The organism is Nonomuraea sp. NPDC049129 (assembly GCF_040648495.1).
In the GTDB taxonomy this organism is placed as follows: domain Bacteria; phylum Actinomycetota; class Actinomycetes; order Streptosporangiales; family Streptosporangiaceae; genus Nonomuraea.
Genome location: NZ_JBEZDU010000007.1, coordinates 494,386 through 519,400 on the forward strand (window position 1 = coordinate 494,386; position 25,015 = coordinate 519,400).

Annotated in this window: 20 protein-coding genes and 1 pseudogene; 14 read left to right on the forward strand and 7 right to left on the reverse strand. The window is 71.3% G+C overall.

What is annotated here, in order from left to right; all coding sequences use genetic code 11:
- Positions 1-21: 21 nt before the first annotated feature.
- On the reverse strand, positions 22-540 hold the full coding sequence (locus tag AB0B64_RS25045) for a DUF4142 domain-containing protein (protein ID WP_357949245.1): 519 nt from the start codon (positions 538-540) through the stop codon (positions 22-24).
- A gap of 218 nt (positions 541-758) precedes the next feature.
- Between AB0B64_RS25045 and AB0B64_RS25050 the strand changes: the two genes are divergently transcribed.
- Together AB0B64_RS25050 and AB0B64_RS25055 are read left to right on the forward strand one after the other, a co-directional pair.
- Positions 759-1,490, forward strand: a complete 732-nt coding sequence (locus AB0B64_RS25050) for an ABC transporter ATP-binding protein (protein ID WP_357949499.1) — start codon at positions 759-761, stop codon at positions 1,488-1,490.
- Positions 1,484-3,877, forward strand: coding sequence for an ABC transporter permease (locus AB0B64_RS25055; protein ID WP_358179928.1), 2,394 nt, complete (start codon positions 1,484-1,486; stop codon positions 3,875-3,877). The genes AB0B64_RS25050 and AB0B64_RS25055 overlap by 7 nt, the downstream gene beginning before the upstream one ends.
- Here the strand turns inward: AB0B64_RS25055 and AB0B64_RS25060 are convergent.
- Together AB0B64_RS25060 and AB0B64_RS25065 are read right to left on the reverse strand one after the other, a co-directional pair.
- Positions 3,863-6,559 (reverse strand): LuxR family transcriptional regulator, encoded by a 2,697-nt coding sequence (locus tag AB0B64_RS25060; RefSeq protein WP_358179931.1) that lies wholly within the window; start codon positions 6,557-6,559, stop codon positions 3,863-3,865. The two genes, AB0B64_RS25055 and AB0B64_RS25060, sit on opposite strands and share 15 nt — an antisense overlap.
- Positions 6,560-6,623: 64 nt before the next feature.
- Positions 6,624-7,277 carry a DUF6069 family protein gene (locus tag AB0B64_RS25065; protein WP_357949252.1) on the reverse strand — a complete coding sequence of 218 codons (654 nt, stop codon included), beginning with the start codon at positions 7,275-7,277 and terminating at the stop codon, positions 6,624-6,626.
- A gap of 224 nt (positions 7,278-7,501) precedes the next feature.
- On the opposite strand from AB0B64_RS25065, the gene AB0B64_RS25070 reads away from it, so the two are divergent.
- Complete coding sequence (locus AB0B64_RS25070; RefSeq protein ID WP_358179934.1) at positions 7,502-7,765, forward strand: cell division protein CrgA; 264 nt, start codon at positions 7,502-7,504, stop codon at positions 7,763-7,765.
- Positions 7,766-7,811: 46 nt separating this feature from the next.
- Here the strand turns inward: AB0B64_RS25070 and AB0B64_RS25075 are convergent, their stop codons facing one another.
- On the reverse strand, positions 7,812-9,275 hold the full coding sequence (locus tag AB0B64_RS25075) for an alpha/beta hydrolase (protein WP_358179936.1): 1,464 nt from the start codon (positions 9,273-9,275) through the stop codon (positions 7,812-7,814).
- 152 nt (positions 9,276-9,427) lie between these two features.
- On the opposite strand from AB0B64_RS25075, the gene AB0B64_RS25080 reads away from it, so the two are divergent.
- Positions 9,428-11,560: a histidine kinase gene (locus AB0B64_RS25080; RefSeq protein ID WP_358179939.1), complete on the forward strand. Its 2,133-nt coding sequence runs from the start codon at positions 9,428-9,430 to the stop codon at positions 11,558-11,560.
- Here AB0B64_RS25080 and AB0B64_RS25085 read toward each other — a convergent pair.
- Positions 11,557-12,165 carry a response regulator transcription factor gene (locus AB0B64_RS25085; protein WP_357949262.1) on the reverse strand — a complete coding sequence of 203 codons (609 nt, stop codon included), beginning with the start codon at positions 12,163-12,165 and terminating at the stop codon, positions 11,557-11,559. The two genes, AB0B64_RS25080 and AB0B64_RS25085, sit on opposite strands and share 4 nt — an antisense overlap.
- 98 nt (positions 12,166-12,263) lie before the next feature.
- Here AB0B64_RS25085 and AB0B64_RS25090 point away from each other — a divergent pair, with 98 nt between their 5' ends.
- Both AB0B64_RS25090 and AB0B64_RS25095 read left to right on the forward strand, forming a co-directional pair.
- Positions 12,264-12,998, forward strand: coding sequence for an ABC transporter ATP-binding protein (locus AB0B64_RS25090; RefSeq protein ID WP_358179942.1), 735 nt, complete (start codon positions 12,264-12,266; stop codon positions 12,996-12,998).
- 5 nt (positions 12,999-13,003) lie between these two features.
- Positions 13,004-15,427 carry an FtsX-like permease family protein gene (locus tag AB0B64_RS25095; RefSeq protein WP_358179945.1) on the forward strand — a complete coding sequence of 808 codons (2,424 nt, stop codon included), beginning with the start codon at positions 13,004-13,006 and terminating at the stop codon, positions 15,425-15,427.
- 429 nt (positions 15,428-15,856) lie between these two features.
- Here the strand turns inward: AB0B64_RS25095 and fusA are convergent, their stop codons facing one another.
- Positions 15,857-17,914, reverse strand: a complete 2,058-nt coding sequence (fusA, locus tag AB0B64_RS25100) for an elongation factor G (RefSeq protein WP_357949270.1) — start codon at positions 17,912-17,914, stop codon at positions 15,857-15,859.
- A gap of 95 nt (positions 17,915-18,009) precedes the next feature.
- Positions 18,010-18,135, reverse strand: coding sequence for a hypothetical protein (locus AB0B64_RS25105; protein ID WP_357949273.1), 126 nt, complete (start codon positions 18,133-18,135; stop codon positions 18,010-18,012).
- A gap of 90 nt (positions 18,136-18,225) precedes the next feature.
- On the opposite strand from AB0B64_RS25105, the pseudogene AB0B64_RS25110 reads away from it, so the two are divergent.
- The 8 genes and pseudogenes from AB0B64_RS25110 to AB0B64_RS25145 all read left to right on the forward strand — a co-directional run.
- Positions 18,226-18,741: pseudogene (locus AB0B64_RS25110) on the forward strand (protein kinase); the annotation flags it as partial.
- 76 nt (positions 18,742-18,817) lie between these two features.
- Positions 18,818-19,702 carry a hypothetical protein gene (locus tag AB0B64_RS25115; protein ID WP_357949510.1) on the forward strand — a complete coding sequence of 295 codons (885 nt, stop codon included), beginning with the start codon at positions 18,818-18,820 and terminating at the stop codon, positions 19,700-19,702.
- 150 nt (positions 19,703-19,852) lie between these two features.
- Positions 19,853-19,993, forward strand: a complete 141-nt coding sequence (locus AB0B64_RS25120; protein WP_357949276.1) for a hypothetical protein — start codon at positions 19,853-19,855, stop codon at positions 19,991-19,993.
- 60 nt (positions 19,994-20,053) lie between these two features.
- A complete protein-coding gene (locus tag AB0B64_RS25125; RefSeq protein WP_358179948.1) occupies positions 20,054-20,452 on the forward strand; it encodes a hypothetical protein in 399 nt (132 codons plus the stop codon).
- Complete coding sequence (locus AB0B64_RS25130) at positions 20,449-20,787, forward strand: hypothetical protein (RefSeq protein ID WP_358179951.1); 339 nt, start codon at positions 20,449-20,451, stop codon at positions 20,785-20,787. The genes AB0B64_RS25125 and AB0B64_RS25130 overlap by 4 nt, the downstream gene beginning before the upstream one ends.
- A 78-nt stretch (positions 20,788-20,865) precedes the next feature.
- Positions 20,866-23,814: a BTAD domain-containing putative transcriptional regulator gene (locus AB0B64_RS25135; RefSeq protein ID WP_358180078.1), complete on the forward strand. Its 2,949-nt coding sequence runs from the start codon at positions 20,866-20,868 to the stop codon at positions 23,812-23,814.
- Between the two features lie 80 nt (positions 23,815-23,894).
- A complete protein-coding gene (locus AB0B64_RS25140) occupies positions 23,895-24,485 on the forward strand; it encodes a hypothetical protein (protein WP_358179954.1) in 591 nt (196 codons plus the stop codon).
- Positions 24,469-25,005 (forward strand): OmpA family protein, encoded by a 537-nt coding sequence (locus AB0B64_RS25145; protein WP_358179957.1) that lies wholly within the window; start codon positions 24,469-24,471, stop codon positions 25,003-25,005. Before AB0B64_RS25140 ends, AB0B64_RS25145 begins: the two co-directional genes overlap by 17 nt.
- Positions 25,006-25,015: the final 10 nt, after the last annotated feature.

Sequence of the window (25,015 nt, forward strand, 5' to 3'; positions counted from 1 at the left end):
TCGGACCTACAGCTGATCGCCTCAGGTGCCGCCCTTGGCTTCCATCAGCAGGTCCAGGTGTGTCTGGACGATGGGCTTGGCATCGGTGGCGAGCTGCTTCACCTCCGGCGAGGATCCCTTCCGCAGTTCCTTGGCGCCGTTGGCGAGACTCTGGCGGTGTCCGGCGATCTGCGCGGCCAGCCATGCTCGGTCGAATGCTTCGCCGCTCTTGGCGGCCAGCTCCCCGAGCTGGCGGCGCTGGACCTCGCTCGGCTTGTCGGGCAGGTCCACCCCTACCTGCTTGGCGACCCGGCTCACGTCGTCGTCCATCTTGGTGTGATCGCTGACCAGTTTGGCGCCCAGCTCCCGGACCGCCTTGCCGGCGCCCATGTCCTGGGCGGCCTGTCCGGCCTGGATCTCGGCCAGGTTGCCTTGGTGTGCCTGCCGGAGGAAGGTCCGGTCCTGTTCGTTCACGTCCAGGTGCGTGCGTGCGCCGGCCGCCGCGGGAGGCATCACGGTAATCGCAAGGGCGAACACGATGGGGATGATCGCTTTGGGCATTGAATGTCCCCTTTGGTCGGTTTGTTCGTTCCGACTTGGTGCCCTCCGTTGGCTCCAGATGAACTCATGTGTGATCAAAATGAACGCATGGGTCGCACCCAATCGGCCGCCAAGCACCTGCTCCTGGCGAAGGGAACAACGCGGCGGAGGTCTGGTCCTAGTCACTTGTCCGATACCGCGGGCGGGCCGGCGTCCCTAGCGTTCTGATCGTGAAATTCATGGAAGCCTTGGACTCCGCGGTTGAGTTGACGGCGGTCACGAAGCACTACGCGCACGGTGTCACCGCGCTCGACAACGTGAGCGTCGGGTTCGGCCGGGGCACCTTCACCGCCGTGATGGGGCCGTCCGGCTCGGGCAAGTCCACGTTGTTGCAGTGTGCGGCCGGCCTGGACAAGCCCACGTCGGGGCGGATCATGGTGGACGGCAGGGACCTGACCCGGCTGACGGAGCGGAAGCTGACCTTGCTGCGCCGCGACCGCATCGGATTCGTGTTCCAGTCGTTCAATCTGCTGCCCTCCCTGACCGCGGAGCAGAACGTGGCGCTGCCGTTGAAGCTGGCGGGCCGCAGGGTGGACCGTGAGCTGGTACGGCAGAGCCTGGACGCGGTCGGTCTGGCGGAGCGGGCCGGGCACCGGCCCGCCGAGCTGTCCGGCGGCCAGCAGCAGCGCGTGGCCATCGCCAGGGCGCTGGTCGCCAGGCCCGCCGTGCTCTTCGGCGACGAGCCGACCGGCGCGCTGGACACCAACACCAGCCGGGACGTGCTGAGGCTGCTGCGCTCGCTGGTGGACCGGCATGCGCAGACGGTCGTGATGGTCACCCACGACCCGGCCGCGGCGGCGTACGCGGACCGGGTCCTGTTCCTCGCGGACGGCCGGATCTGCGGCCAGCTGCTCGACCCCACGGCTGAGGCCGTCTCGGCCCGCATGCTGATGCTGGAGGAGTCGTGCTGAACATCGCGTGGCACACCCTGCGTACTCGCCTGGTCTCCTTCGTCGGCACATTCCTCGCACTCGCGCTCGGCACCGCCCTGATCGCCGCGATGGGTCAGGTGCTGGCCACCACTGTGGACTCTCCCGACCGCGCCCCGCAGCGTTACGCCGCCGCGCCGTACGTGGTCGTGCCCGACGAGCGGCTGCGGGTGGACACGTGGCAGGGAGAGCAGAGCCGGCCGCTGGCGGAGAGGCACGGCCTGACCGCCGAGCTGGCCGCCCGCTTTCCTGACGCGGTCGTCGACCGGATCTTCCCCGCGCAGGTCGCGAGCGGCCAGGGGCAGGGTGAGGGGGGACAGGACGCGGTGGGCCGGCCCTGGTCGGCGTCCCGTACGGCGCCGCAGCGCCTGGTCGAAGGCCGGGCGCCGCGGACCGCGCGGGAAATCGTGGTGAGCGCGGGAGCCCGGGTGGGCGACAAGGTGAGTGTGATCACGCGGTCGGGGACGAAGCCGTACACCGTGGTGGGTGTGACGGACGGCCCGCCCACCGTGTTCTTCACCGACGACCAGGCCGCCAGGCTGTCTCCGCGCATCGACGCGCTCGCCCTGTGGACGAGGCCGAGCGGCGTACCCGTGCTCACCGGGCAGGAGCGGGCGCTGATGGACCCCAACCGCGAGGGTGACGAGCGGGCCCGTAACAACGCCAATACGATCGTCGGCATCGCCGCCGGATTCGCCGTGTTCATCGCCGTCTTCGTGGTGTCGTCGACGTTCGCGTTCGCGGTGGCGCAGCGGCGGCGCGAGTTCGCGCTGTTGCGGACCGTCGGCGCGACCCGCCGCCAGGTGCGGCGCATGGTGTACGCAGAGGCCGGATTCGTCGCCGTGGCCGCCTCCGCGCTGGGGGCGCTGGCCGGGCCGTACGCCGCGGGGCCGATTCTGGATTGGCTGGTCGGCCTCGGGATGGCGCCTGCCTGGCTGGTGCCGAGCAGGCAGACCTGGCCGGCGGTCACGGCCTTCGCCGTGAGCGTGGTGGTCGCGCTGGCAGGCGTGAGCGTCGCGGCCAGGCGGGCCGGTCGGGTGCACCCGGCGGAGGCCATGCGCGAGGCCGCGATCGAGCCTCGGGTGATGACCTGGGGGCGCCTGCTCGTCGGCGTGGGGCTGTTCACCGCCGCGCTGATCAGCATGGCGGTGAACGCCGTGAGCGATCCGCAGGGCGCCACCAACAACAAGTCGTTCATGCCGATCCTTATGCTGCTCGTGGCGGGCGTCGGCCTGCTCGCCCCGGTCGTCGTGCGACCGGTCGCCAGGCTGCTCGCCGTACCGCTGAGCCGCCTTCGTGGCGCGGGCGCCACCTTGGTGCCCGCCGCCGCGGCCACCTCCGTCAGGCAGACCGCGGCGACGGCGGCACCGGTCCTGGTGGCGGTGGGACTGGCCGCCGCGCTGCTCGGCGCGGCCGCGATGACCGACGCGGCCAAGACCGCGATGCAGGCGGCACCCGTACGGGCCGACTACCTGGTGCTCCCCGAAGGATCCGTAGGACTGGATCGGCAACTCGTCGAGCGGCTGCGGGCCATCCGCGAGGTGGAGATCGCGACCACGGCCCCGACCAGTATGTACACCCTTGAGGGCAAGACCGCGCTGATCCAGCGGCCTACCGAGGCCGTGGACCCGGCCCGGTTCGGGAGCATGCTCGACATCCCGGTGACCAAGGGCTCCCTGGCTCAGCTGAACGACCGGACCATCGCGGTCTCGGAGACGTGGGAACTCGAACTCGGCGAGAGCGCGAAGCTGTGGCGGGCCGACGGCAGCGAGATCTCGCTCAAGGTGGTCGCGCTGCTCGCCCCGAACGCGCCGTCCGACTCCTACGTCACCACGGCACACGCCTTCTCCGCGCCGGTGACCACGGCCTATGTGAAGCTGCGGCCAGGAGCCTCGGCGCGGGATGTGGAGTCCGCTCTGCGGCGGTCCACGCAGGGGCACAACGCGCGGGCGCTCACCAAGGACGCCTGGGTGAGCGAGACGGGCGACCGGCGCGGCTCCGCCAGCCGCCTCGGGCTCCTGGTGGTGCTCGGCATCATCCTCGCCTACACCGCGATCTCGCTGGTCAACATCCTGCTGATGGCGGCTTCCGATCGGACTTCGGAGCGGGCGTCGCTGCGACTGCTCGGCGCGACTCGTGGTCAGGTGGTGAGGTACGTCGCCGGCGAGGCGCTCCTGGTCGTGGCCATCGGCGTGCTGCTGGCCGCCGCCGTCGCGGCGATCAGCCTGGGCGGGCTCTGGAGCTCGCTGGTGCAGATCGCCGGGCCGATCGCGATCAGTGTGCCCTGGCCGGCGGTCGGCGCGGTGATCGCCGGATGCGTGGCGCTCGCGGTCGCCGCCGCCGTGGCGCCCGCGCTACGCCGCTCCTAGGTCCAGCCTGGCCAGCTCCACCCGGGAGGAGACGCCGAGCTTGGGGAAGGCCCGGTAAAGGTGGTAGCTGACGGTCTTGGGGCTGACGAAGAGCCGGGCGCCGATCTCCCGGTTCGTCAGGCCCGTCATGGCCAGCCGGACGATCTGCAGCTCCTGCGGCGACAGGTCGGCCAGCTTGTCGAAGGCGGCGGGAGCGGCGATGACCTCCCCGGCGGCGCGGAGTTCGGCCGCGGCCCGCTCGGCCCACGGGGCGGCGCCGAGCCGCTGGAACGTCTCCAGCGCGGCACGCAGTTTGGTACGCGCGTCGCGCTTGCGCCGCTCGCGGCGGAGCCATTCGCCGTACACCAGTTCGGTCCTGGCGTGTTCCAAGGGCCGGCCGTGTGGCTTCAGCGCGGCGGAGAAAAGCTCGTCGCCCGGCTCGACGAGCGCGTGGCAGCGGGCCAGCACCGCGTCGGCCCAGTCGAGCCGGGCCGCGCCGGCCCATTCCGCCAGCCGTTCGAGCGGCTCCTTCGCCCGGTCCGGCAGTCCCGCGCGTACGGCCGCCTCGACCTGGTCGGCAGCGAAGTAGACGGCCTGGATCTGGTGGCGTACCGGCCCGGCGAGGGCGGACTCCAGCCGGTCCAGCGCCTGCGTGTGGCGGCCACGGCTCAGATCGAGCATCGCCTGGGCCCACTCCGACCAGGCCACGCCGTTGGCGATGCCGGTCACGGCGAAATGCTCGGCACAGCGCGCGGCCAGCTCCGCGCACCTGGCGTCGTCGCCCTCGACGGCGGCGATCCAGGCCAGCATGCCCTCCAGGTAGCCGGTCCGGTGCGGCTGGCCGAAGTCCCTGGCGATCCGCAGCCCCTCCGCGGCATCGGCCTTGGCGTCGGTGAACCGGCCGAGATAGACCGCGGACGCGGCCAGCGTCACGTGCGCGAGCGGCAGCCAGCCGGTCATGCCGAGCGCACCGCACTCCTCGACCAGCGCCGCCGAGATCTCCCGCTGCGCCTCGAACTCGCCCACCAGCCCGGCCACGAACGCGCCGTTGACCCGCAGACCGTAGGAGCCGCGCTCGATACCGCGCGCGTCGAGCACCAGCGGGCGCATGCCGGGCAGCGCTCTGGCCGGACCGTGGCCGAGCGACTCGGCGGCCGCCTCGACCGCGTCCACGGCGGAGTCCAGACCGTCCTCCTCGCGCAGCGGCAGGCGGCGGAGCCGTACGGCGGCCTCCTCGACCCGCCGCGGGTCGCTGAGCTGCCAGGCGTTGCGTCCCGCGTCGATGAGCATGAGACCGGCGGCGACCGGGTCCAGCTCCGCGACCCGGCTCGCGCCGGCGAGCAGAATGTCGTGGGCGGTGTGGACGGAGCCGCGTTCGAAGGCGACCCTGGCGCGGAGCCCGGCGAGCCTGGCGATGGAGCGCGGGTCGTCGACGAGGCGGGCGGCCCTTTCCGCCAGTGCCTGGGTCCGGTCGGGCAACCCCGCGTCCGCGGCGGCCACAGCCGCCTCCGTCAGCCGTCTGGCCAGCGATCCCGGGTCGGTGGTGAGTTCGGCGGCGCGTTCGAGCGCGGCCGCCGCCGCCGCGTGGCCGTGCCGTGTCCTGGCCCGTTCCGCGGCGCGTTCCAGCGCGATGGCCACCTGCTCGTCGGGCCCCAGGGCGACCGCGGCCAGGTGCCAGGCCCGCCTGTCGTCCTGGTCGTCCAGTACGTCGGCCAGCGCCCGGTGCGCGACCAGCCGCCGGTCGAAGGCGGCCGAATGGACGGCGGCGGCCCGCATGAGCGGGTGCGCGAAAGTGACGCCGCCAGCGTCGGCGAAGGTGCGGCCGCCGCCGGCCGTGAGGAAGCCGGCCCGCTCGGCCGTACCGAGAGACTCGGCGCCGATCCCGAGCCGTTCGGCCGCCCGGAGTACGGTGCCCAGGTCGCCGGTGTCCTCGACGGCGGCGAGCAGGATCATCAGCTGGGCTCCGTCCGGCAGTCGCGCGATGCGGGTCGCGTACGCCTCCTGGATCCGGCGCGGCAGCGGCATCGGAGTGAACGGGTCGGCGGTGCGCGGCAGCTCGATCAACGCCAGCGGATTGCCGCAGCTCTCGGCCAGGACCCGGTTTCTGAGGCCCTCCGCCAGGTGTGGGTCGCGTTCGGTCAGCAGCTCGGCCGCCGACTCCGCGTCGAGCGGGCCGAGCCGGCGCTCCGGCAGGCCCTGCGCGTTGAACCCGTCACGTGCGGCGAAGAGCAGGACGACTCCCTCGGCGTCGAGCCGCCTGGCCGCGAAGACCAGCGCGTCCGCGGAGGCCCGGTCCAGCCAGTGCGCGTCGTCCACCAGGCAGAGCAGCGGGCCGTCCTCGGCGATCTCCGACAACAGGGACAGCGTCCCGAGTCCGATGAGGAAACGGTCCTCGCCCGCGGCCGCACCGAGGCCGAGCGCGCCTTTCAGCGCGAGCGCCTGGCGCTCGGGCAGCGCCTCCGCGCGAGCCAGCTCCGGCCGCAGCAACTGGTGCAGCGCCGCGAACGGGAGCTCGGCCTCGGTCTCCACCCCGACGCTGCGGAGCACGCGCAGATCGGTGGCCCGTTCGGAGGCGCTTCTCAGCAGAGCGCTCTTGCCGATGCCCGGATCACCGTAGATCACGAGAGCGCCGCTGCGCCCCGCTCGCGCGCTCTCCAGCAGCCCGTCGACGACCGCCTGGTCCTCGCGTCTGCCCTTAAGCATGCTCGGTCAGCCCCGAGAGGTGATGCCACATCACCGGAAAAGAGTACGGGCTGGCAAAAGCCGATCAGTTGTACGGGTCGCGGCTTCGGCGCTGCTCGTATTCGCGCTGTTCATATTCGCGGGTGCGCTCGTACCTGCGCTGCTCGTGGCCTCGGGGCTCGTATCCCCGCTGGTCGTATCCGCGGGGCTCGTAACCTTGCGGCTCATACCCCCGGGGCTGCTCGTACGGGTACGGGTCGGGGTCCGATACGTGCTCGAAGTCCATGGCCGTGCGCCCGATCGAGGCCAGGAGCGAGAAGATGGCGATGCCGACGACGAGGTTGATGGCGGCCGTGGCGACCTGCCTGATGAGGTCGACGGAGTACATGAACGGCAGGATCGTGATGATCACGGTGAAGAGCCCGGCGATCCAGCCGAAGAACTTGGTCGGCTCCGGCGTCGACAGCATGAGGACATAGAGCAGCAGCGTCGCGACGAGCGCGGCCGTGGCGGCCGAGATCGCGTATCCCGTGATCGCCGTGCTGCCGTAAGCGGAGTTCCCGTACGGAGTCAGCGCGCGGATGCCCAGGAGCCGGTTGCTGATCATAGCTCCGACGACCACGATCAGTGCGGCCACCACGGCGGCGGCCACGCCGCCTCCCCACACTCGCGCCGGATTGACTCTCGGACGGGCCGACCCCGGATGGCGATCATGGCGGTCATGGGAGGGATATGACATGCGAATCACCTTTGTCGCGAATGCTGATCAAGCACTTACGGAACCCTACACGCGCTGTCAAGAGCGGATGACGCGCCGTGCGCGTGGTGGGTCCCGTAGATCGCCTCGCTTCTCGGTCCCCAGCTCATAGGAATCGGTCCCCGAATGGCCAAGGGGTTTAATGGCCGCCCCTTCTCCGATAGCGTCATCGGCGCGATTCCCGGCCGACGGCAGGAGCGAAATCGGTGTCTGAGCCCTATCCCCGTGAAGGAGCGCCCGCCCCGCCGCGGTCCACACGCTGGCTGCGACGCTGGGCCGTGGCGATGCTTGCCGCATGGATCGTCGGCATCCTGTGGATCGTCATGTACTACGTGGATCCCGCCTTCCCGGTTCTCGGTGAGTTCGGGAATTGGAATCTGTTGATCGGGTTCGGGCTGCTCTTGCTGGGTGCGGTGTTCGGGGTGTTCCTGCTGGTGGCCTTGATCATGTCGGCGCGCCGCCGCCCCTGAGAAGGGCCTATGTGGCCGTACGGAGGAGCCTTCACGGCGAGGCCGGTCAGCAGGCCTTGTCGCGGGTCGGCAGCCGGCCGGTGGTCAGGAAGCCGGTGACGGTCTGGTCGCCGCAGGCGTTGCCGTTCGCGAGGTAGGCGCCGTGGCCACCGGAGTCGACGCTGACCATGCGGGCCCGCTGCCCGAACGCCTGCCGCATCTTCAGCGCGCCGCTGTACGGCGTGGCCGGGTCACGCAGGTTCTGGATGAGCAGCACGTTGGCCGGGCCGCGCGAGCCGACCCGTACGGGCGGCTCGGCGGGCTTGACGGGCCAGTACGCGCACGGCCCCATGTTGACCGGCATGCCCCCGGTGAGCGGGTGGGCGATCCGGTCACGCGCCACCTGCCGCTGGAACGTGGCGACCGAGTCCGTCCACTCGACGTCGTTGCACATGGTGGCGCCGGCGTGGGCGGCGGTGTTCTGCAGGACGGCCGCCGGTGGCGTGTTCGGCGGAGGCAGTTCGGCGGTGGTCAGGGCGGCGTGCATGAGCCCGGCCAGCATGGGGAAGTTCGCGTCGGAGTAGAGCGCGTTGAGCATGGTCTCCCGGAGGAGGTTGCCGTTCAGCTCCTCGGGGTTGGCGCCCGGCCACGGCAAGGGCTTGCGGTCCAGCTCGGCCGTGAGCTCCAGGAACGTACGGCGGACCGCCGCCGCGGAAGTGCCGAGGCCGTAGTCGGCGTCACGGGCCGCGGCCCAGGCGGCGAAGTCGGGGAAGCGGTCCTCCACGCCGACGGAGTAGTTGGCCAGCCACTGCCGTGCCACCCGGCTCGGATCGGGATCGTCGTTGCTGTCCAGGACGACCCGGTCGGTGCGCTCGGGGAACATGGTGGCGTAGACCGCGCCCGCGTAGGTGCCGTAGGAGACGCCCCAGTAGGAGAGCTTCTTCTCGCCCAGCGCCCGGCGGATGGCGTCGATGTCCCTGGCCTCGTTGCGGGTGCTGATGTGCCGGATGAGCGGCCCGCCGTTGCGGGCGCAGGCCTCGGCGATCCTGCGCGACCAGGCGGCGTTCTCCGCGATGCCGCCGTCGGCGTCGGGGTACGGCTTGAGCTTGGTGAGCGAGAGATCACCGGTCGCCAGCCCGCAGGAGACGGGGGAGCTCTGGCCCACGCCACGCGGGTCGAACCCGATGATGTCGTAGCGGTCGAGCACGTCCTGCGGCAGCCGCTTGACCTGGACGCTGGGCCGGTTCAGGCCCGGGCTGCCCGGCCCGCCGGGGATGATCAGCAGTACGCCACGACGCGACGCGGGTTTGGCGGTCCTGATCCGCGACACCGCCAGCGAGATCGTCGGCCCACCGGGCGCCTGATAGTCCAGGGGCACCTTCAGCGTGGCGCATTCCTGTCGCGCGTCGACACCGGGCCCGGCGGGGCAGGCGCTCCACGAGACGGCCGCCGCCTGCGCGGGGGTCACGAGGGCGGTGGCAAGGATGGCGGTGGCCGCTCCGGCGGCGGACAGTATCGCGAGGTTTCGCATCAGGGGTCCTCTTCAGTGATCGTTCGGCTTGCGTCAACGACTCTGCCGAGTCGCGGATCTCCGAACCAGAGACCGTGTCACCGAAGACCCATGACCTCCTCATAAAACGGACAACCCGTAGGCTTGCCCCCGGTCTGACACGGGGGAGTGAGTTGTCGCAGGTTCCGGTGCCGCGCCTGGCGCGGGGGATCGTGGTCGTGGTGCTCGCCGGGTTCGCGTCCGTCTATGTGCTGGCGGGGTCACCCCTCGCGATCGTGGCGTTCGGGCTGCAGCTCGTCTACGTACTGCGCTCCCTGCGGCGGTTCAGGGGGCCGTGGCTGCTGGTCGTACAGGCGCTGGTCGGTTACGCGGCCACGCTAGGCTTCGGCACCTCCGTCGGGATCCTCGGCTTTCTGGGCGGGTCGCTGCTGCTGACCCCGGCCTGGCCGTTGGCCCCGCTGGTGGCGGTCAGCGCCGCCGTCGTCGGTCCGGCGGACCCCGCGATCAGCATGGTGCTGATCGCCCTGGTGATCTACGGCCTCACCCGGCTCATCGATCGGGTGGACGAGATGTACGCCGCCCGGCTCGCGCTGGCGCTGGCGGCGGCGGCCGAGGAGCGGCTGCGCATCGCCACCGGGCTGAGCGACGGCCTCGGCAGAGGGCTCGCGGCGATCGCCGACGGCGTCCGGTCTGTTGTGGATCGACCCGAACGCACCTCCGTTGTGGATCAAGCCGTGGATCGACCGGAACGCACCTCTGTTGTGGATCAAGCCGTGGATCGACCCGAACGCGTCGCGGAGACGCTCGGCGAGGTCGTCGCCACCGCCCGCCGCTCCCTGGCCGACGCCAGGAACGCCGCCGCGGGCTACCGCGCCACGTCACTCGCGCCCGAGATGACGACCGCCCGCGCGATGCTGACGGCCGCGGCGATCGAGACCGAGACGCGGGTCGGGCACTCCGAGCCGCTCGGCCCCGCGGGCGCGCTGCTCGCGGCGGTGCTGCGCGAGGTGGTGACCGAGGCCGTACGCCAGAACACGGCCACGACCTGCGTCATCGAGACCACCACCGCCGACGGGACGGTACGCCTGCGCGTCACCCACGACGGCGCCCGCACGGCCGAGGACGAGGGTCTGGCCGACCTGACCCGGCAGCTGGGCGCGGCGGGCGGCAGCCTGACCACAGGTCTGTCCGCCGAGGGTCGGCTGACCGTGGACGCCGTCCTGCCCGAGGGACCGGCGGAGGCGGCCGAGGACCCGGGCGCCTACCGGCTGTCGGTCACGCTGCTGGCCGCGGTGCTGGTCGGGTTCTCGATCAAGGCACTGCTGTTCGTACCCGCGAGCCTGATGGTGCCCGCCGCGGCCTGTCTCGCCGTGATCGTCGTCATGCAGCTCCGTTCGATCAACGGGCGTCACATGCTCGCGCTCGCGTTGCTGGCGCTGCTGGTCTATCTGCCGATTCCGGTGTTCGGGCGGGCCTGGCTGGGCGCGGCCGGGTTCCTCGCCGGTCCGATCCTGCTCGCGTTCCCATGGAGCGTGGCCTGGCCGCTGGTCGGGTGCGTGATGGCGAGCGTCGCGGTGAGCGCGGTGCTGCTCGGCCTGCCGGTCCCGCTGATGGTCAACTTCACCGCGAGCACGCTTGTGACCGGCCTGGTCGTGTACGGGCTGCTCAAGCTCGCTCAGCTGGTACGGGAGTTGCAGGAGGCCAGGCAGGCGCTGGCCCGCGCCGCCGTGGTCGAGGAGCGCCTGCGCGCCGCGCGCGACCTGCACGACCTGCTCGGCCACAGCCTGGCCGCGATCCTGCTCAAGTGCGAGCTGGCCAGACGCCTGGACCCCGCGCGGGCCCGGGCCGAGTTGGTGGACGTACTGGCGATGACCGAGAAGGCGGAGGGGGATCTGCGCGTCATCTCCGGTGCGCGGCCGGCGCTGTCGCTGGCCGCCGAGGCCGAGTCGGCACGGTCGGTGCTGGCCGCCGCGGGCATCCAGGTGGAGCTCGGCCTCGCGCACGCGGAGCTGTCCGCCGAGGTGGAGAACGTCCTGGGCACCGTGCTCCGGGAAGCGGTGACCAACGTGCTCAGGCACAGCTCCGCCCGGCATTGTGCGATCACGACGGTGGTGGAGGACGGGGTGGTACGGCTCCGCGTACGCAACGACGGCGTGCGCTCGTCGGAGGGGCGGCCCGGTTCGGCCGGGATCGGTAACCTGACCACCCGCCTGGCGGCCCTGGACGGGCGGCTCGGCACGGAGCGCGACGACGACTGGTTCGAGCTGACGGCCCAGGCGCCGAGCTCCATGCACATGGTCGGTTAGATCCAGCCCGCCTCGGTGGCGATGCGGACGGCGTCCGTACGGTTGCGGGCGTTGAGCTTGGCGACGATGGCGGTCAGGTAGTTGCGTACCGTGCCCGCGCCGAGAAAGAGTTTGGTCGCTATCTCGGCCGCGTCGGCGCCGCCCGCCGCCAGCCGCAGCACGTCGGCCTCTCGCGGAGTCAGCGGGTTGTCGGCCAGGTCCCAGGCGGTGACCGCCAGTGAGGGGTCGAGGACCCGCTTGCCCGCCGCGACGTCGCGGATCGCCGCCACCAGGTCCTCCGGCGGCGCGGTCTTCAGCAGGAACCCGTCCACCTGCGCCCCGAGCGCCCGGCGCAGGTGCCCCGGCTTGCCGTGCCCGGTCAGCATGAGCGTGCGGCACGACGGCAGCTTCGCGCGTATTTCGGCCGCGGCGGCCAGGCCGTCGAGCGTGCCGGGCATGTCGATGTCGAGCACCGCGACGTCCGGCCGGTGGACCAGGGCCGACGGAACGGCGGCGTCGCCCGACTCGACCGCCGCCACGATCTCCAGGTCCGGTTCGAGGCCGAGCAGGGCCACCAGGGCGCCCCTGATGACGTGCTGGTCCTCGGCCAGAAGCACGCGAATCACAGGGATATGTCTACCAGTGTCCGGATCATGATGAGGTCATGGTGCAGGCGTGATCGCGTCTCTGGTCCACGCCGTACCTGGTCAGCAGGCTGAGAGTCATGACAGACGTGCTGCGCTTGGACGCGGTGAGCAAGGTGTACGGCAAGGGGCAGGGCGCGGTCGCGGCCCTGCGCGAGGTGTCGATAGGCATTCCGCGCGGGAGTTTCACCGCGGTCATGGGCCCTTCGGGCTCGGGCAAGAGCACGTTCCTGCACTGCGCGGCGGGGTTGGACGTGCCGTCCTCGGGCTCGGTACGGCTCGGCGGCACCGAACTGGCCGGGATGGACGAGACCGCGCTGACCGAGCTGCGCAGGCAGCGGATCGGCTTCGTGTTCCAGGCGTTCAACCTGGTCTCGGCGCTCACCGTGATCGAGAACATCACCCTGCCGCTGCGCCTGGCGGGCGTACGGGTGGACCGGGCATGGCTCGACGAGGTCGTGTCCAAGGTGGGCCTGACGGGACGGACGGGCCACCGGCCCGCGCAGCTGTCCGGTGGCCAGCAGCAGCGGGTGGCCATCGCCAGGGCGCTGGTCACCCGGCCGGAGGTCGTGTTCGGTGACGAGCCGACCGGCGCGCTGGACACGATGACCGCCCGTGACGTGCTGACGCTGCTGCGGGAGATCGTGGACGGGACGGGACAGACGGTGGTGATGGTCACCCACGACCCGGTGGCCGCCTCGTACGCCGACGCGGTGCTGTTCCTGGCCGACGGCAGGATCGTGGACTCCGTCGCGGCGCCCACCTCGGAGCAGGTCGCCGAGCGGATGACCAGGCTGGGAGCGTGGGTGCGTTGAGCTCCATGATCTTTGTGGCTCTGAAGACGCTCCGGCACCGCAAGGCCGCCTTCGCCGGGGCGTTCGTCGCCCTGTTCTGCGCCGCCGCGCTGGTCTGCGCCTGCGGCATGCTGCTGGAGACGGGACTGCGCGGCAGCGTGGCGCCCGAACGTTACGCGGGCGCCCCGGTGATCGTCAGCGGGGACCGGTTCGCCCGCCAGACGGTCCGCGCCTCCGAGACTAAGACCAAGACCAAGGCCAAGCAGCTGTCGGAGCGGGCCTGGGTGCCCGCGGCCCTGGCCGACCGGTTGCGCCGGATCCCCGGGGTGTCGCGGGTGGTCGCCGAGGTGACCTTCCCCGCCTACGTCGCGGGCCGCCGGTTCCAGGGGCACGGCTGGGAGTCGGCGGCGCTCACTCCGTACACGTTGCGCACGGGACGTGAGCCCAGGGCGGCGGGAGAGGTGGTCGTGGAGGCCGCGTCAGGGCTCTCCGTGGGCGCGCGCGTGCCCGTGCGGACGGCGGCCGGGGACAGGACGTACCTGGTCACCGGTGTCACCGCCCAGGACCTGCCGAGCCAGGACACGCTGTTCTTCGCCACCGCCGAGGCGCGGCGCCTGGCGGGACGGCCGGGGCAGGTGGCCGCGATCGGCGTCTTTCCCCAGGCGGACGTGTCCGGGGTGGTCAAGGGCGCGCTCGCCTACACCGGGGACGAGCGCGGTGCCGTGGAGTTCCTGGACGCCGAGCAGTCGCGGGTGAAGCTGATCAGCCTGGGCGGCGCGCTCGGCGGGACCTCGCTGCTGGTGGCGATCCTCGTCGTGGTCGGCACGTTCGCGCTGTCCACCCAGCAACGCCAGCGGGAGATCGCCCTGCTCAGGGCCGTCGCCGCCACTCCCCGCCAGGTGCGCGGGATGCTCGGTGGCGAGGCGCTGCTGGTCGGCGTGGTGGCCGGGACACTCGGCTCGGCGGCCGGGGTCGGGCTGGGATTCTGGTTGCGGTCCAGGTTCGTCGCGCTGGGCGCGATGCCGGACAACCTGCGGCTGATGGTCAGTCCGTTTCCGCTGCTCGCCGCGCTGGGCGCGGCCGTGGTGGCGGCCTGGGCGGCGGCTTACCTCTCGGCTCGGCGTGCCGTACGGATCCGCCCGGTGGAGGCACTCGGCGAGGCGGAGTTGCCGACGGCGCGCATCCCCTTGGGCAGAATGATCGCCGGTTTGTTGTGCGGGGCAGGCGGCGTTGTGCTGACGCTGGTGCTGTCGGCCCTGTCGAGCGAGGCGGCCTCCGGCCCGGTCACCCTGCTCACCGCGCTGGTGTGGACGGTCACCGTGGCCCTGCTCGGCCCGGTGCTCGCGCAGGTGGCGACCGCCCTGCTCGGGGTGCCGCTGCGCGCGGCCCGGACGAGCGGGTACCTGGCCGCCGCCGGCCTGCGGGCCACGTCCAAGCGGCTGAGCTCGGTCGTCACGCCGCTCAGCCTGATGGTGGCGATGACCTGCACGATCCTGTTCGTACAGACGACCATGGGGTACGCGGCCCAGGAGCAGGCGACGGCGGGCACCAGAGCGGAGCACGTCCTCGGCCCACACGTACCCTCCGGCACGGCGGCGGTCGTCCGGCGGCTTCCGGGCGTCGAGGCGGTCACCGAAGTGCTGCGTACCTCCGTACGGGTGGGCCTGGACAAGTACGGCGCCCAAGCCGTGACCGCCGATGGGCTCGGCAGGACCATGGACCTGGGAGTGGTCTCCGGTTCGCTCGACGACTTCGACGACGACTCCGTCGCGGTCAGCCGGACGGCGGCCGAGCGGCTCGGCGTCTCGGCGGGCGCGAAGATCAACCTGACACTGGGTGACGGCACCCCCGTCGAGCTGCGCGTCGTCGCGATCTACTCGCGCGGGCTGGGATTCGGCGAACTCACGCTCTCCCACGCGCTGGTGGCCGGGCACGTGGACGACCCGCTCGGGACCGTGCTGGTCGCGGCCCCATCGGTGACGCGGGCGGATCTGGAACGGGCCGTGCCGGGGGTCGGCGTACTGGACCGGGCCCAGGCGGCAGAGGCGGGCGGGGCCAACAGTGAGGTGAATTACGTGGCGATGGGGCTGATCATCGCGTTCACGGCGATCGCCGTGGTCAACACCATCGCCATGTCCACGTCGTCGAGGTCGCGGGAACTCGCCCTGCTACGCCTGGTCGGCACCACGCGGCGGCAGGCGCTGCGGATGCTGAGGCTGGAGACTCTGGCGGCGGTCGTCGTCGCGGTGACCATCGGGACGGCGATCGCGCTGGTCACGCTGTCGGCGTTCAGCATGGGCATGACCGGTTCGGTGGTGCCGCACATCCCGCCGCTCACCTACCTCGCGGTGATCGCCGCCGCGGCCGGCCTCGCCCTTCTGGCCACGGCGCTGCCCGGCCGTCTCGTCCTCGGGAGGCGGCCGGTCGAGCTGATCGGCGCGCGCGACTAGCCTTCCAACCAAGCTGGCGGTGAGATCACTTCCTGGATTCATCGGTACAACGAGGCCGCCGGACGGGCGGTGACAGGACGTGGAGACTTGCCGGTAGGCGGGTCAGTGAAGCGTCAAGCATCCTGTTCCACAGCTCGTGCTGCTTATGCGGCATGGACTGCTGCGTAAGCAGCACGGGAATCCCCGCCTCTCCAGGGCGAGGAGCACGTCAAAGCATCTGGCATCCGCCGATGCGCCCCCGGGCATCTCATCGCCGGATCCGCGAGATTTCCGGTCTTCGAACGCCTCGGACTGATCACGCCGGACACCGTGCCGCACTCGGTCCTGGCCCAGGCACGGCTGAGCTTCGACATCCACACCCCGCCGCGCCGCTTCCGCCCGGGAACGTAGGTCCTGATGGCCCCGTCCGAATGCGGACGGGGCCATCGTCTACCGGGACGGCCTCGGGGCCGGGGCGTAGCCGGCGGCCCGGGTGGTGAAGGTGCCCCGGCCCTGGGTCCGGCTACGCAGCCGGGTCGCGTACCCGAACACCTCGGCCAGGGGTACGGTCGCGGTGATCACCACGGTGCCCGCCCGCGCGGTCGAGCCCGAGATCCGGCCGCGCCGGGCCGCCAGGTCGCCGAGCACCCCGCCGGCCGCGTCGTCCGGCACCGTGGCCGTGACCTCGACCACCGGCTCCAGCAGCACCAGGAGGCTGGCGCGCAGTGCCTCGCGCAGCCCGAGCCGGCCGGCCGTACGGAACGCCATCTCCGAGGAGTCCTTGGGATGGGTGGCCCCGTCGGTCAGGGTGATCCGCAGGCCGGTCACCGGGTGGCCGCCGAGCGGTCCGTCTGCCAGGGCGTCCCGGCAGCCGGCCTCCACCGCCCGGACGTACTCGCGCGGCACCCGCCCGCCGACGACGGTCGAGCGGAACACCACGCCGTCGGCGACGTCCAGCGGATCCACATCGAGGACGATGTGCGCGAACTGCCCCGCCCCGCCGTCCTGCTTGACGTGCCGGTACAGGAACCCGGAAACTCCGCGCTCGACCGTCTCCCGGTGAGCCACCTGAGGCCGGCCGATGGCGACCTCCAGCCCGTGGGCGCGCCGGATCTTCTCTGCCGCGACCTCCAGATGCAGCTCGCCCAGCCCCGACAGCACCGTCTGACCGGTCTCGGCGTCGCTGCGTACCACCAGCGAAGGGTCCTCCTCCACCAGCCGGGCCAGCGCCGACGTCAACCGGTCGGTCTCGGTGCTCCTGCGGGCCTCGACCGCCACCGAGACCACCGGATCGGCCACGGTCGGCGGTTCGAGGAGCAGCGGCGCCGCAGGCGCGCACAGCGTGGCGCCGGTGCGGGCCGCCTTCAGCCCGACCACCGCGACGATGTCCCCGGCCGCCGCCCGGTCCACCTCGGTGTGCCGGTCGGCCTGCACCCGTAGGATCCGGCCGATCCGCTCGGTGCGCCCCGCGCCGGTGTCCAGCACGGCGTCTCCTCTCCGCATCGTTCCCGAGTACACCCGCAGGTACGTCAGCCGGCCGGTGGCGGTCGACTGCACCTTGAACACCAGCGCGGCGAACGGCGCCGCCGGGTCGGCGGCACGCTCCTGCTCGGTGCCGTCATGCGTGCCGCGTACCGCCGGCACGTCCAGCGGCGAGGGCAGGTAGGCCACGGCGGCGTCGAGGAGCGGTTCGATGCCGCGGTTGCGGTACGCCGATCCGCACAACACCACCACCCCCTCACCGGTACGGGTCAGGTCGCGCAGCGCGGCGGCGAGAGTCCGCTCGGAGATCGCCGACTCCGCGCAGAACTCCTCCAACGCGAATGGATGCAGCTCGGCCACCGCCTCCTCGAGCAGCCGACGGCGCCGGTGCGCCTCTTCCCGCAGGCCGTCCGGAATCGGGCCCTCCTCGACCGGGTCACCACTGCCGGGCCAGGCCAGTGCCCGCATGCTCAGCAGATCGACCACTCCGGTGAAGCCGTCCTCCCGCCCGATCGGCAGGTGGAGCACCAGCGGGACCACGCGCAACCGCTCGCGGATCGACTCGACCGCCGTGTCGAGGTCGGCACCGGCACGGTCCAGCTTGTTGACGAAGGCGATGCGCGGCACCCCGTACCGGTCGGCCTGCCGCCACACCGACTCGCTCTGCGGTTCGACGCCCGCTACGCCGTCGAACACCGCGATCGCGCCGTCGAGCACCCGCAGCGAGCGCTCGACCTCGTCGGAGAAGTCGACGTGTCCCGGGGTGTCGATCAGATTGATCCGATGGCCGTCCCAGGAGCAGCTCACGGCCGCGGCGAAGATGGTGATGCCACGGTCGCGCTCCTGGGAGTCGAAGTCGGTGATGGTCGTGCCGTCGTGTACCTCGCCGCGTTTGTAGGTGGCGCCGGTGAGGTACAGGATCCGCTCGGTGATGGTGGTCTTGCCGGCGTCGACGTGGGCGAGGATGCCCAGGTTGCGGACGGCGTTCAGCGAGTCGGTGTGATGACGGTGCAGTTCGGTACGCACGGCCTCATGGCCCTTCGGGACGCTTCAGACAGGACAGCGCGATTCCCGGACGAACACCGCCCGATGTTTGTTCGATTCCGAAAGGAAAGGGCTGATCAGGTGTTCGTCAGAGACGTCCAGTGCCGGCCGCGCAGCCGACGCCGGGCGGACGAAGACACCAGGATCACCTCGTAGCGAGACGTGGGGATGACCGAGGCGGTGCTGTTGCTGGTGCTGTGCACGGTCGGCTCCCCTCACTCGTCAATGCGCGCCACGTTTCCGGGCGAGTGTACTGAAATGGTGGTAAGCGGAAAACCGATTTAAAGCGGGAAATGTCGGTGTTCTCCGACGCCGGTGTGAGGGCGGACGTTACCCTGGGCGCGGCTTTGGGGGATCATCCGATCTTAGCGGGGTGGACGGTGACGGTTCCTCGTGCGCTGGGTTTCAAGGAGCCGGAACGCATCGGTGACCATCGGATCTCGGCGGTGCTGGGGGAGGGTGGCCAGGGCACGGTCTATCTCGGGCAGTCACCGGGGCAGGCGCCGGTGGCCATCAAGGTGCTGCACTCCCGGCTGGCGGCCGATCCCGAGATCCGGCGCCGGTTCCTGCGCGAGGCGGAGGTGGCGGCGAGCGTCGCCGCCTTCTGTACGGCCCGGGTCATCGGCACGGGGATGGTGGACGAACGGCCGTACATCATCAGCGAGTACGTACCTGGGCCCTCGCTCGACGCGCTGGTCAAGAACGACGGGCCGCGTACCGGCAGCGGGCTGGAGCGGCTGGCGGTCAGTACGCTGACCGCGCTGGCCTCGATCCACCGGGCCGGGATCGTGCACCGTGACTTCAAACCGGGCAACGTGATCCTCGCGCCGGAGGGGCCGGTGGTGATCGACTTCGGCATCGCCCGCGGCCGCGCAGGCGGGTCCGATGGGCGCCGTCCAGGCGGGCCCGATGGGCGGAGCGGCGTTCCGGCCCGTCGGCGGGGGCCAGGAGCATGGACCGGCCTCGCTGTCCAGCGGGGACCCGGAGCGCGGGCCGACTTCGCCGTCGGGCAGGGCCGTACATCCCAGGTCATCCCGGAAGCGTCCGCGAGGGGCGGTGATCGCGGTGGCCGCCGTGCTCACGGCGGCGGCCGTGACGGCTGCGGTGCTGGTCGTGCCGCACTGGCTCAGCGGCTCGGGCGGCGGACAGCCGACTGGGCCCTTCGACCTCGCGACGTTCTCGCACCTCGATGTCGCCGACCAGTTCGGCAAGGACACCTCCCAGCAGTACGCCACTTTCCAGCCGAACAACAACGAGGCCATGCCCGCGATCAGGGCCGGGGGCGGCCGGTTCACCGGGACCGGATCGGCGCCGTTCTTCGGCCTGGTCGCCGGGGAGAGCGGTCTGCCACCCGCCGGTGCGGCCGTCAGCGTGCTGACGGCGGGCACGTTCGCGAACACCGGGCAGCCGGAGGACAGCCTTTTCGTGGGGTGGGTGAAAAACGGCAATAGCTATGTGACCGCCTGGTACAACAACACCCGCAAGGAATCGGGGCTCGAAGTCCAGATGGACGGCGCCTTCGTCAGCGTCCCGGGCTCGACGCCACTGACTCTCAAGCAGGGCGACCGCTTCGCCCTGATGCTGTCCGGCGACAGAATCACCTCCTATGCCGAGAGCGGCGGGAAATGGCGCCGGCTGGGCACCGGCTCCATCGGTGACATGCTCGCGACGCCGCAGGCGCGGCAGCAGTATCGGTACGGCTTCGGCCTGCGCGGCTCGACCGGCTCGATCGCCATCGCCCGTACGGAAGGCCGCAGCGCCCAGGACTAGGTCGGCTGTCATTCCGAACGGTTCATTCTTTTGCGCTGAATGCTTTAGAGAAAGCTGAATTCGGTAAAGAAACTCGCCATTCTTGGTTTGGCCGCCTGAGCTGCCTGACATTATTTGTCACCATCGCTGTCAGGTGTTAGTTTGTCGGCCGTGGAAAGGGATTCGGAACGCTCGGGGGAACGGCCCGACCCGCCGAAACGGCTGCTGGCCGTCGGCCTGGTGCTGGTCGGGGTGGTGTTCCTCATACTCACCGCATTGACGACATTTCTCATGGTCGCGGGCCCGGACTGAGCTGGCCTTGGAGGTGGGCGACCTCGGGAATGTGCGCTGACCCTGGCTAGTGTGTCTGCGATGAGTGGCGAGCGGGTCATAGGCGGGTACACGCTGCGGCGGGTGCTCGGCCGGGGTGGCATGGGTGAGGTGCATCTCGCCGGCACGCCCACCGGTGGACTGGCCGCCATCAAAGTGATCCATCCCGAGCTGGCCCGCGATCCCGCGTTCCGGCGGCGGTTCGAGCGCGAGGTGGCCGCGGCTCGCCGGGTGGCCAGATTCTGTACGGCTCCGGTGCTGGATGCCGGGATGGATGGGGATGTCGCCTATCTCGTCACCGAATACGTAAAAGGGCCGGATCTGGCGAAGGCCGTACGGGAACAGGGGCCCTTGTCCGGGTCCGACCTGGAAGCGCTGGCGGTGGGCATCGCGACCGCGCTCGGTGCGATTCATGGCGCCGGGGTCGTGAGTTCGGGGTGAGCGGCTCGGGGCGGGTCACGATCGTCAAGCGCCGTAGCGGGCAGAAGGGCACGACTCTGTACGGTCCAGCGGCCGTGAGTGGTGCGGCGGCTCTGAGTGGTGCGGCGGCCAGGGGCGGCCGGATCGTCGCCGAGTGTGCCGGTCCCAGCGGCACCGACCCTGGTGGGGGCTTGGTGCGGTTGCGGATGTGGGTGAACGAGAAACTCGTCGCCGAGGCGTCCGATGCGAGTGATCCGTTGGGGCCGGGGGCGGCCGGGGTCCAGGTGGCTCCGGACGCCGGGGAGGCGCTGCGCGTACGCTTCGAGTCGTTCGCCATCGACCGCACGAAGGACTAAGCCCCACAAATGCCGAAATTCCCGGCGCTGCCCGGCGAAGAGGGGCGCGGTCCCCTCCGGTTCCGGCTGCTGGGACCACTGCGACTCGAAAGCGACCCGGACCCGGAGCCGGGACCACCGTCTGTACCGGGCGCTGGGCCGGGGCCGGCGAAGCATCGGGCGGTGTTGGCCGCGCTGTTGGTCTCCGCCGGGCGGGTGGTGCCGATCGAGCGGCTGATGGTCGTGGTCTGGGACGACCGGCCGCCGGCCTCTGCGGAGTCGGTGATACGGGTGTACATCAGCGCGCTGCGCAAGCTCGTCGACGGCATCAGGACCGTGCCCGGTGGCTACCTGATCGAGGTGGATCCGGATGCGGTCGACTGCCATCGGTTCGAGCGGCTCGTCAGTGAGGCCAGGCGGGCGAGGGAGGCGGGCAGGGTCGAAGCGGCGGCCGAGGGGTTCCGGGCGGCGCTGGCGCTGTGGCGAGGGGACGCCATGGCCGATATCGAGTCCTCATACTTGCGCAGAACGCACGCCGTACCCCTGGAAGAGCTCCGCCTGACCGCGCTCGAAGAACGTGTGGAGCTGGACCTGCGGCTGGGCAGGGGCGGTGAGGTGGTCGGCGAGCTGCGGGCGCTCGTCGGCGCGTACCCGCTGCGCGAGCGGGTCTGGGCGCGCCTGCTCGACGCGCTGCGCCAGGCCGGGCGGCGGGCGGAGGCGCTGGCGGCCTACCAGGAGGCGCGCCGGATGCTGGTGGACGAGCTCGGCTTGGAACCGGGCACCGAACTGGTCGAGGCACATCGGCGCGCGCTGTCGAGCGAGGGACCGCAGCAGCGTGTACCGGTGAAGAGCGAAGCACCGCCGGATATTTCGGACTTCACAGGGCGCCGGGCTGTTCTCGACTGGATCGTCGCCCGGGTGCCTGCGCCAGGAGGCGCCCCCGTGCACCTCGTCCTACATGGGCCGCCGGGGTGCGGTAAGTCCGCCGTGGCTGTTCGCGCCGCGACCATGATCGACCTCCCGGACGGTCGTCTCTACGCGTCACTCCGCGACCGGCCGCCCGGCGCCGTGCTGGAGGACCTGCTCCGGTCCCTGGAGTGTCCCGACGGGGCCGTGCCTGCCGCGTTCGAGGAGCGTGTGCGGCTATATCGCGGCATGACGGCGACCCGCAGCCTGCTCGTGGTGCTCGACGACGCCACGGAGGAGGCCCAGGTACGCCCGCTGCTCCCCACCGGTCCGGGCAGCCTGACGCTGGTGACCAGCCGTTCCCCGTTGGCGGGGCTGGAGGCGGCCAGGGCGTACGAGCTGGGGGTGTTCGAACCCGGCGAGGCCGTGGCCATGCTCGCCGAGGTGGTGGGGCGCGAACGGGTCGGCGCCGAGCCTGAGGCCGCAGACCGGATTGTGCGGCTCTGCGGTGGTCTGCCGCTAGCCCTGCGTATCGCCGGATCCCGCCTGGCCAGGAAGCCGGGCTGGACCCTCGACCATCTGGCCGGACGGCTGGGCGATGAGCGGCGCCGACTGGACGAGCTGAGCGCGGGCGACCTGGCCGTACGCGGCAGCCTGGCGCTCGGCTACCACGGGCTTGCCGACTCCGAACGGCGACTGCTGCGCAGGCTGGGCGCGCTGTCCGCGCCCGACTTCGCGTCCTGGGCGCTCGGTGCCGAGCTGGAACCGCTGGCCGAGGCGGGGCTGCTCCAGTCGCTCGGCTTGGATGAGTCCGGCGGTGAGCGGTACGGCTGGCACGACCTGACCCGGCTGTACGCCGCCGAACGCCTGACCGTCGAGGACGGAGGCCCCGCAGCGGTACTGGCTGGGATCGCGGGCGAGATCCTCGACCGCACCCGCCACGCGAGGACGGCCCTCCTCCCCGCCGAACCCGGCTCAGGCCGCACCCTGACCCACACCGACCACCAGGCGCAGGCGACCGGTCCGGGGTGGCTGGGCGAGCAGGCGCTGGGGTCCGGTTCGGGTAGGGCAATAGACCGAGGGCTGGATGCCCATCCGCGTGGGCTGGATGTTGGTTCGGGTTGGGCGGGTGAGCCGGGTCTCGGGGTGGCGGGTGGGTGGGGGCTGACAGGTGGGTGGGCGTTGGAGACCGGGCGGTTGCGGGCCGACGCTCGGTGGCTGAGTGCCGAACGTCGATTCCTCGTGGCGACCGTGGGCGACTTCTACCGGGCCGGTCTGTACGAGGCGGCCTGGCGGCTGGCCTTCTATCTGACTCCGCTGTTCGAGCTGGGCGCGCATCACGACGACTGGCACGTCACCACTGCCACCGGCCTGGACGCGGCGCGGGCGGCCGGGCATCGGGAGGGTGAGGCGCTGCTGTTGCGTGCTCTGGCCGATCTGCATCGGGTGGAAGGCCGTCCTGAGTCGGCCGCCGCCGCGCTGAGGGCCGCTCAGCCGCTGGTCGAGGGCCTGGAGCTGGCTCGGATCATGCTGCGGCTCGGTCTGGTGGAGCGGCGGCCGGCCGAGGCGGAACGCGCGCTGGCCAGGTGCCTGCACGTCTTCGAGGAGGCCGGTGACCGGCGCGGCACCGCCGACGCGCTCCGGGCGTTGGGCGTCGTACGCGGAGATCTGGGGTTGGTGGATCGCAGCCTGGAGGCGTACGAGGAGTTGGGCGACCCGCGCGGCGCCGCCGAAGCCCTGCTCGACCTGGCCCGGCTGCACCTCGGCGCCCATCGCTACGCGCGGGCCCGCGACTGTGCCGAGCGGCGGATAAGGATCAACCGGCGCCTGGGCGACCGGCTGCCGGAGGCGGCCGGGCTGCTCGTGCTGGCCGACATCGCCAGTGCCGAGGGAGACCCGGAGGCGGCGGCCAGGCTGGCGAGCCAGGCCGAGGTGATGTTCACGGCTCACGGTGACCAGAGAAACGCGTCAAGAGCCCTGATTGTCCTTATAAAAGCGCACCTGGACCTTGATGAGGTCGATGCTGCTGTTGATGGGCTTGCGCGTGTTATGGGAGAGTCTGACAGCTTCGGTGAGCCCCCGAGTGCCGAGGTCGAGCTTCTGGCGCAAGAGCTGCACAGGCGTCGTGGCCTGGGGATTTAGCCCACTATGCGGATTCTGAAGGTCGCCCGGCTACCTTCGGGGCCACGAGTTCCACCCCTACCGGCGAAGGTGATCAGAACATGCGGAAGACGATCGCGCTGGCTGTCGCGGCCGTCGCGTTGACCGGCTGCGGGATGCTCCCTGGCCAGCAGGGCGGCGGCGGCGAGGAGCAGACGGGGCAGACCGCGCAGCCCGAGCGGGCCGCCACCACGGGGAGCGCACCGGCCGAAGCCCAGCCGACCGCGCCCGCGCAGGAGGCCAAGGTGATCGCGAGCCGGGAGGTCAAGGTCGGGGCGGGCGGTCAGTACGGCAAGGCTCGCGTCGACATCACCGCGCTCAAGCGGCAGGGCAGGACGATCAGCCTCAACTGGACCGTCACCGCCACCGATGGCAAGGTCAACCTGCACAACGGCATGGGCGGCGGCACGCTCGATTTCACGGTGTCGGCCGTCTCCCTGATCGATCCGGTCAACGCCAAGCGCTACCGCGTCGCCCGCAACGGTACGGGCGAAGACGCGAAGTGCGTCTGCTCGGGCACCCAGGGGCAGTTCCTGGACAGCGGCGACGCCTCCACGCTCTACGCGGTGTTCGCCGCCCCGCCCCCGGACGTCACGAAGATCAATGTCGAGATGCCGATGATGGGCGTGTTCACCGATGTTCCGATCTCTTAGCGTCGCGCTGGCCCTGTTGCTTTCGCCGACCCCCGCTCCGCCCGCCGACGCCACCGGCCCGGTGGAGGATCTGGTGCTTCCCGTTGAGGACATCATCGGCGAGGTCGAGTCGCTCGACGGCACCGAGAGCGAGACCAAGCAGGGCGAGCAGGTCACGGTCGCGCTCACCAGCGATGTGCTGTTCGCGGTGGACAAGTGGGTGCTGACCGCCGCGGCGAAACAGCGGCTCAGGGAAGTGGCGCGCAAGATCGACGCGGAGGGCGCCGGGGGCGTCGTGAAGGTCGAGGGGCACACCGACGACCAGGGCTCCGACGCCTACAACGTCAGGCTGTCGCAGCGCCGGGCGCAGGCCGTACAGCAGGCCATGCGCGCCATGCTGACCGGCGGCAACGCGAACCTCAAGGCGAAGGGGTACGGCGAGAGCCGCCCGAAGGTGCCCAACATCGTCGACGGCAAGCCCGTCGCCCAGAACCGGGCGAAAAACCGCCGCGTCGAGCTCGTCTTCAACGTCAAGCAGTGAGCCCGGCCAA

What these genes read in the sequence shown, in the direction of transcription:
- AB0B64_RS25115 (WP_357949510.1), top strand. Translation starts at nt 18,818, where the DNA reads ATGGGCGCCGTCCAGGCGGGCCCGATGGGCGGAGCGGCGTTCCGGCCC.
- AB0B64_RS25090 (WP_358179942.1), top strand. Translation starts at nt 12,264, where the DNA reads ATGACAGACGTGCTGCGCTTGGACGCGGTGAGCAAGGTGTACGGCAAG.
- AB0B64_RS25060 (WP_358179931.1), bottom strand. Translation starts at nt 6,559, where the DNA reads ATGCTTAAGGGCAGACGCGAGGACCAGGCGGTCGTCGACGGGCTGCTG.
- AB0B64_RS25145 (WP_358179957.1), top strand. Translation starts at nt 24,469, where the DNA reads ATGTTCCGATCTCTTAGCGTCGCGCTGGCCCTGTTGCTTTCGCCGACC.
- AB0B64_RS25045 (WP_357949245.1), bottom strand. Translation starts at nt 540, where the DNA reads ATGCCCAAAGCGATCATCCCCATCGTGTTCGCCCTTGCGATTACCGTG.
- AB0B64_RS25075 (WP_358179936.1), bottom strand. Translation starts at nt 9,275, where the DNA reads ATGCGAAACCTCGCGATACTGTCCGCCGCCGGAGCGGCCACCGCCATC.
- AB0B64_RS25140 (WP_358179954.1), top strand. Translation starts at nt 23,895, where the DNA reads ATGCGGAAGACGATCGCGCTGGCTGTCGCGGCCGTCGCGTTGACCGGC.
- AB0B64_RS25050 (WP_357949499.1), top strand. Translation starts at nt 759, where the DNA reads ATGGAAGCCTTGGACTCCGCGGTTGAGTTGACGGCGGTCACGAAGCAC.
- AB0B64_RS25095 (WP_358179945.1), top strand. Translation starts at nt 13,004, where the DNA reads ATGATCTTTGTGGCTCTGAAGACGCTCCGGCACCGCAAGGCCGCCTTC.
- AB0B64_RS25125 (WP_358179948.1), top strand. Translation starts at nt 20,054, where the DNA reads ATGAGTGGCGAGCGGGTCATAGGCGGGTACACGCTGCGGCGGGTGCTC.
- AB0B64_RS25065 (WP_357949252.1), bottom strand. Translation starts at nt 7,277, where the DNA reads ATGTCATATCCCTCCCATGACCGCCATGATCGCCATCCGGGGTCGGCC.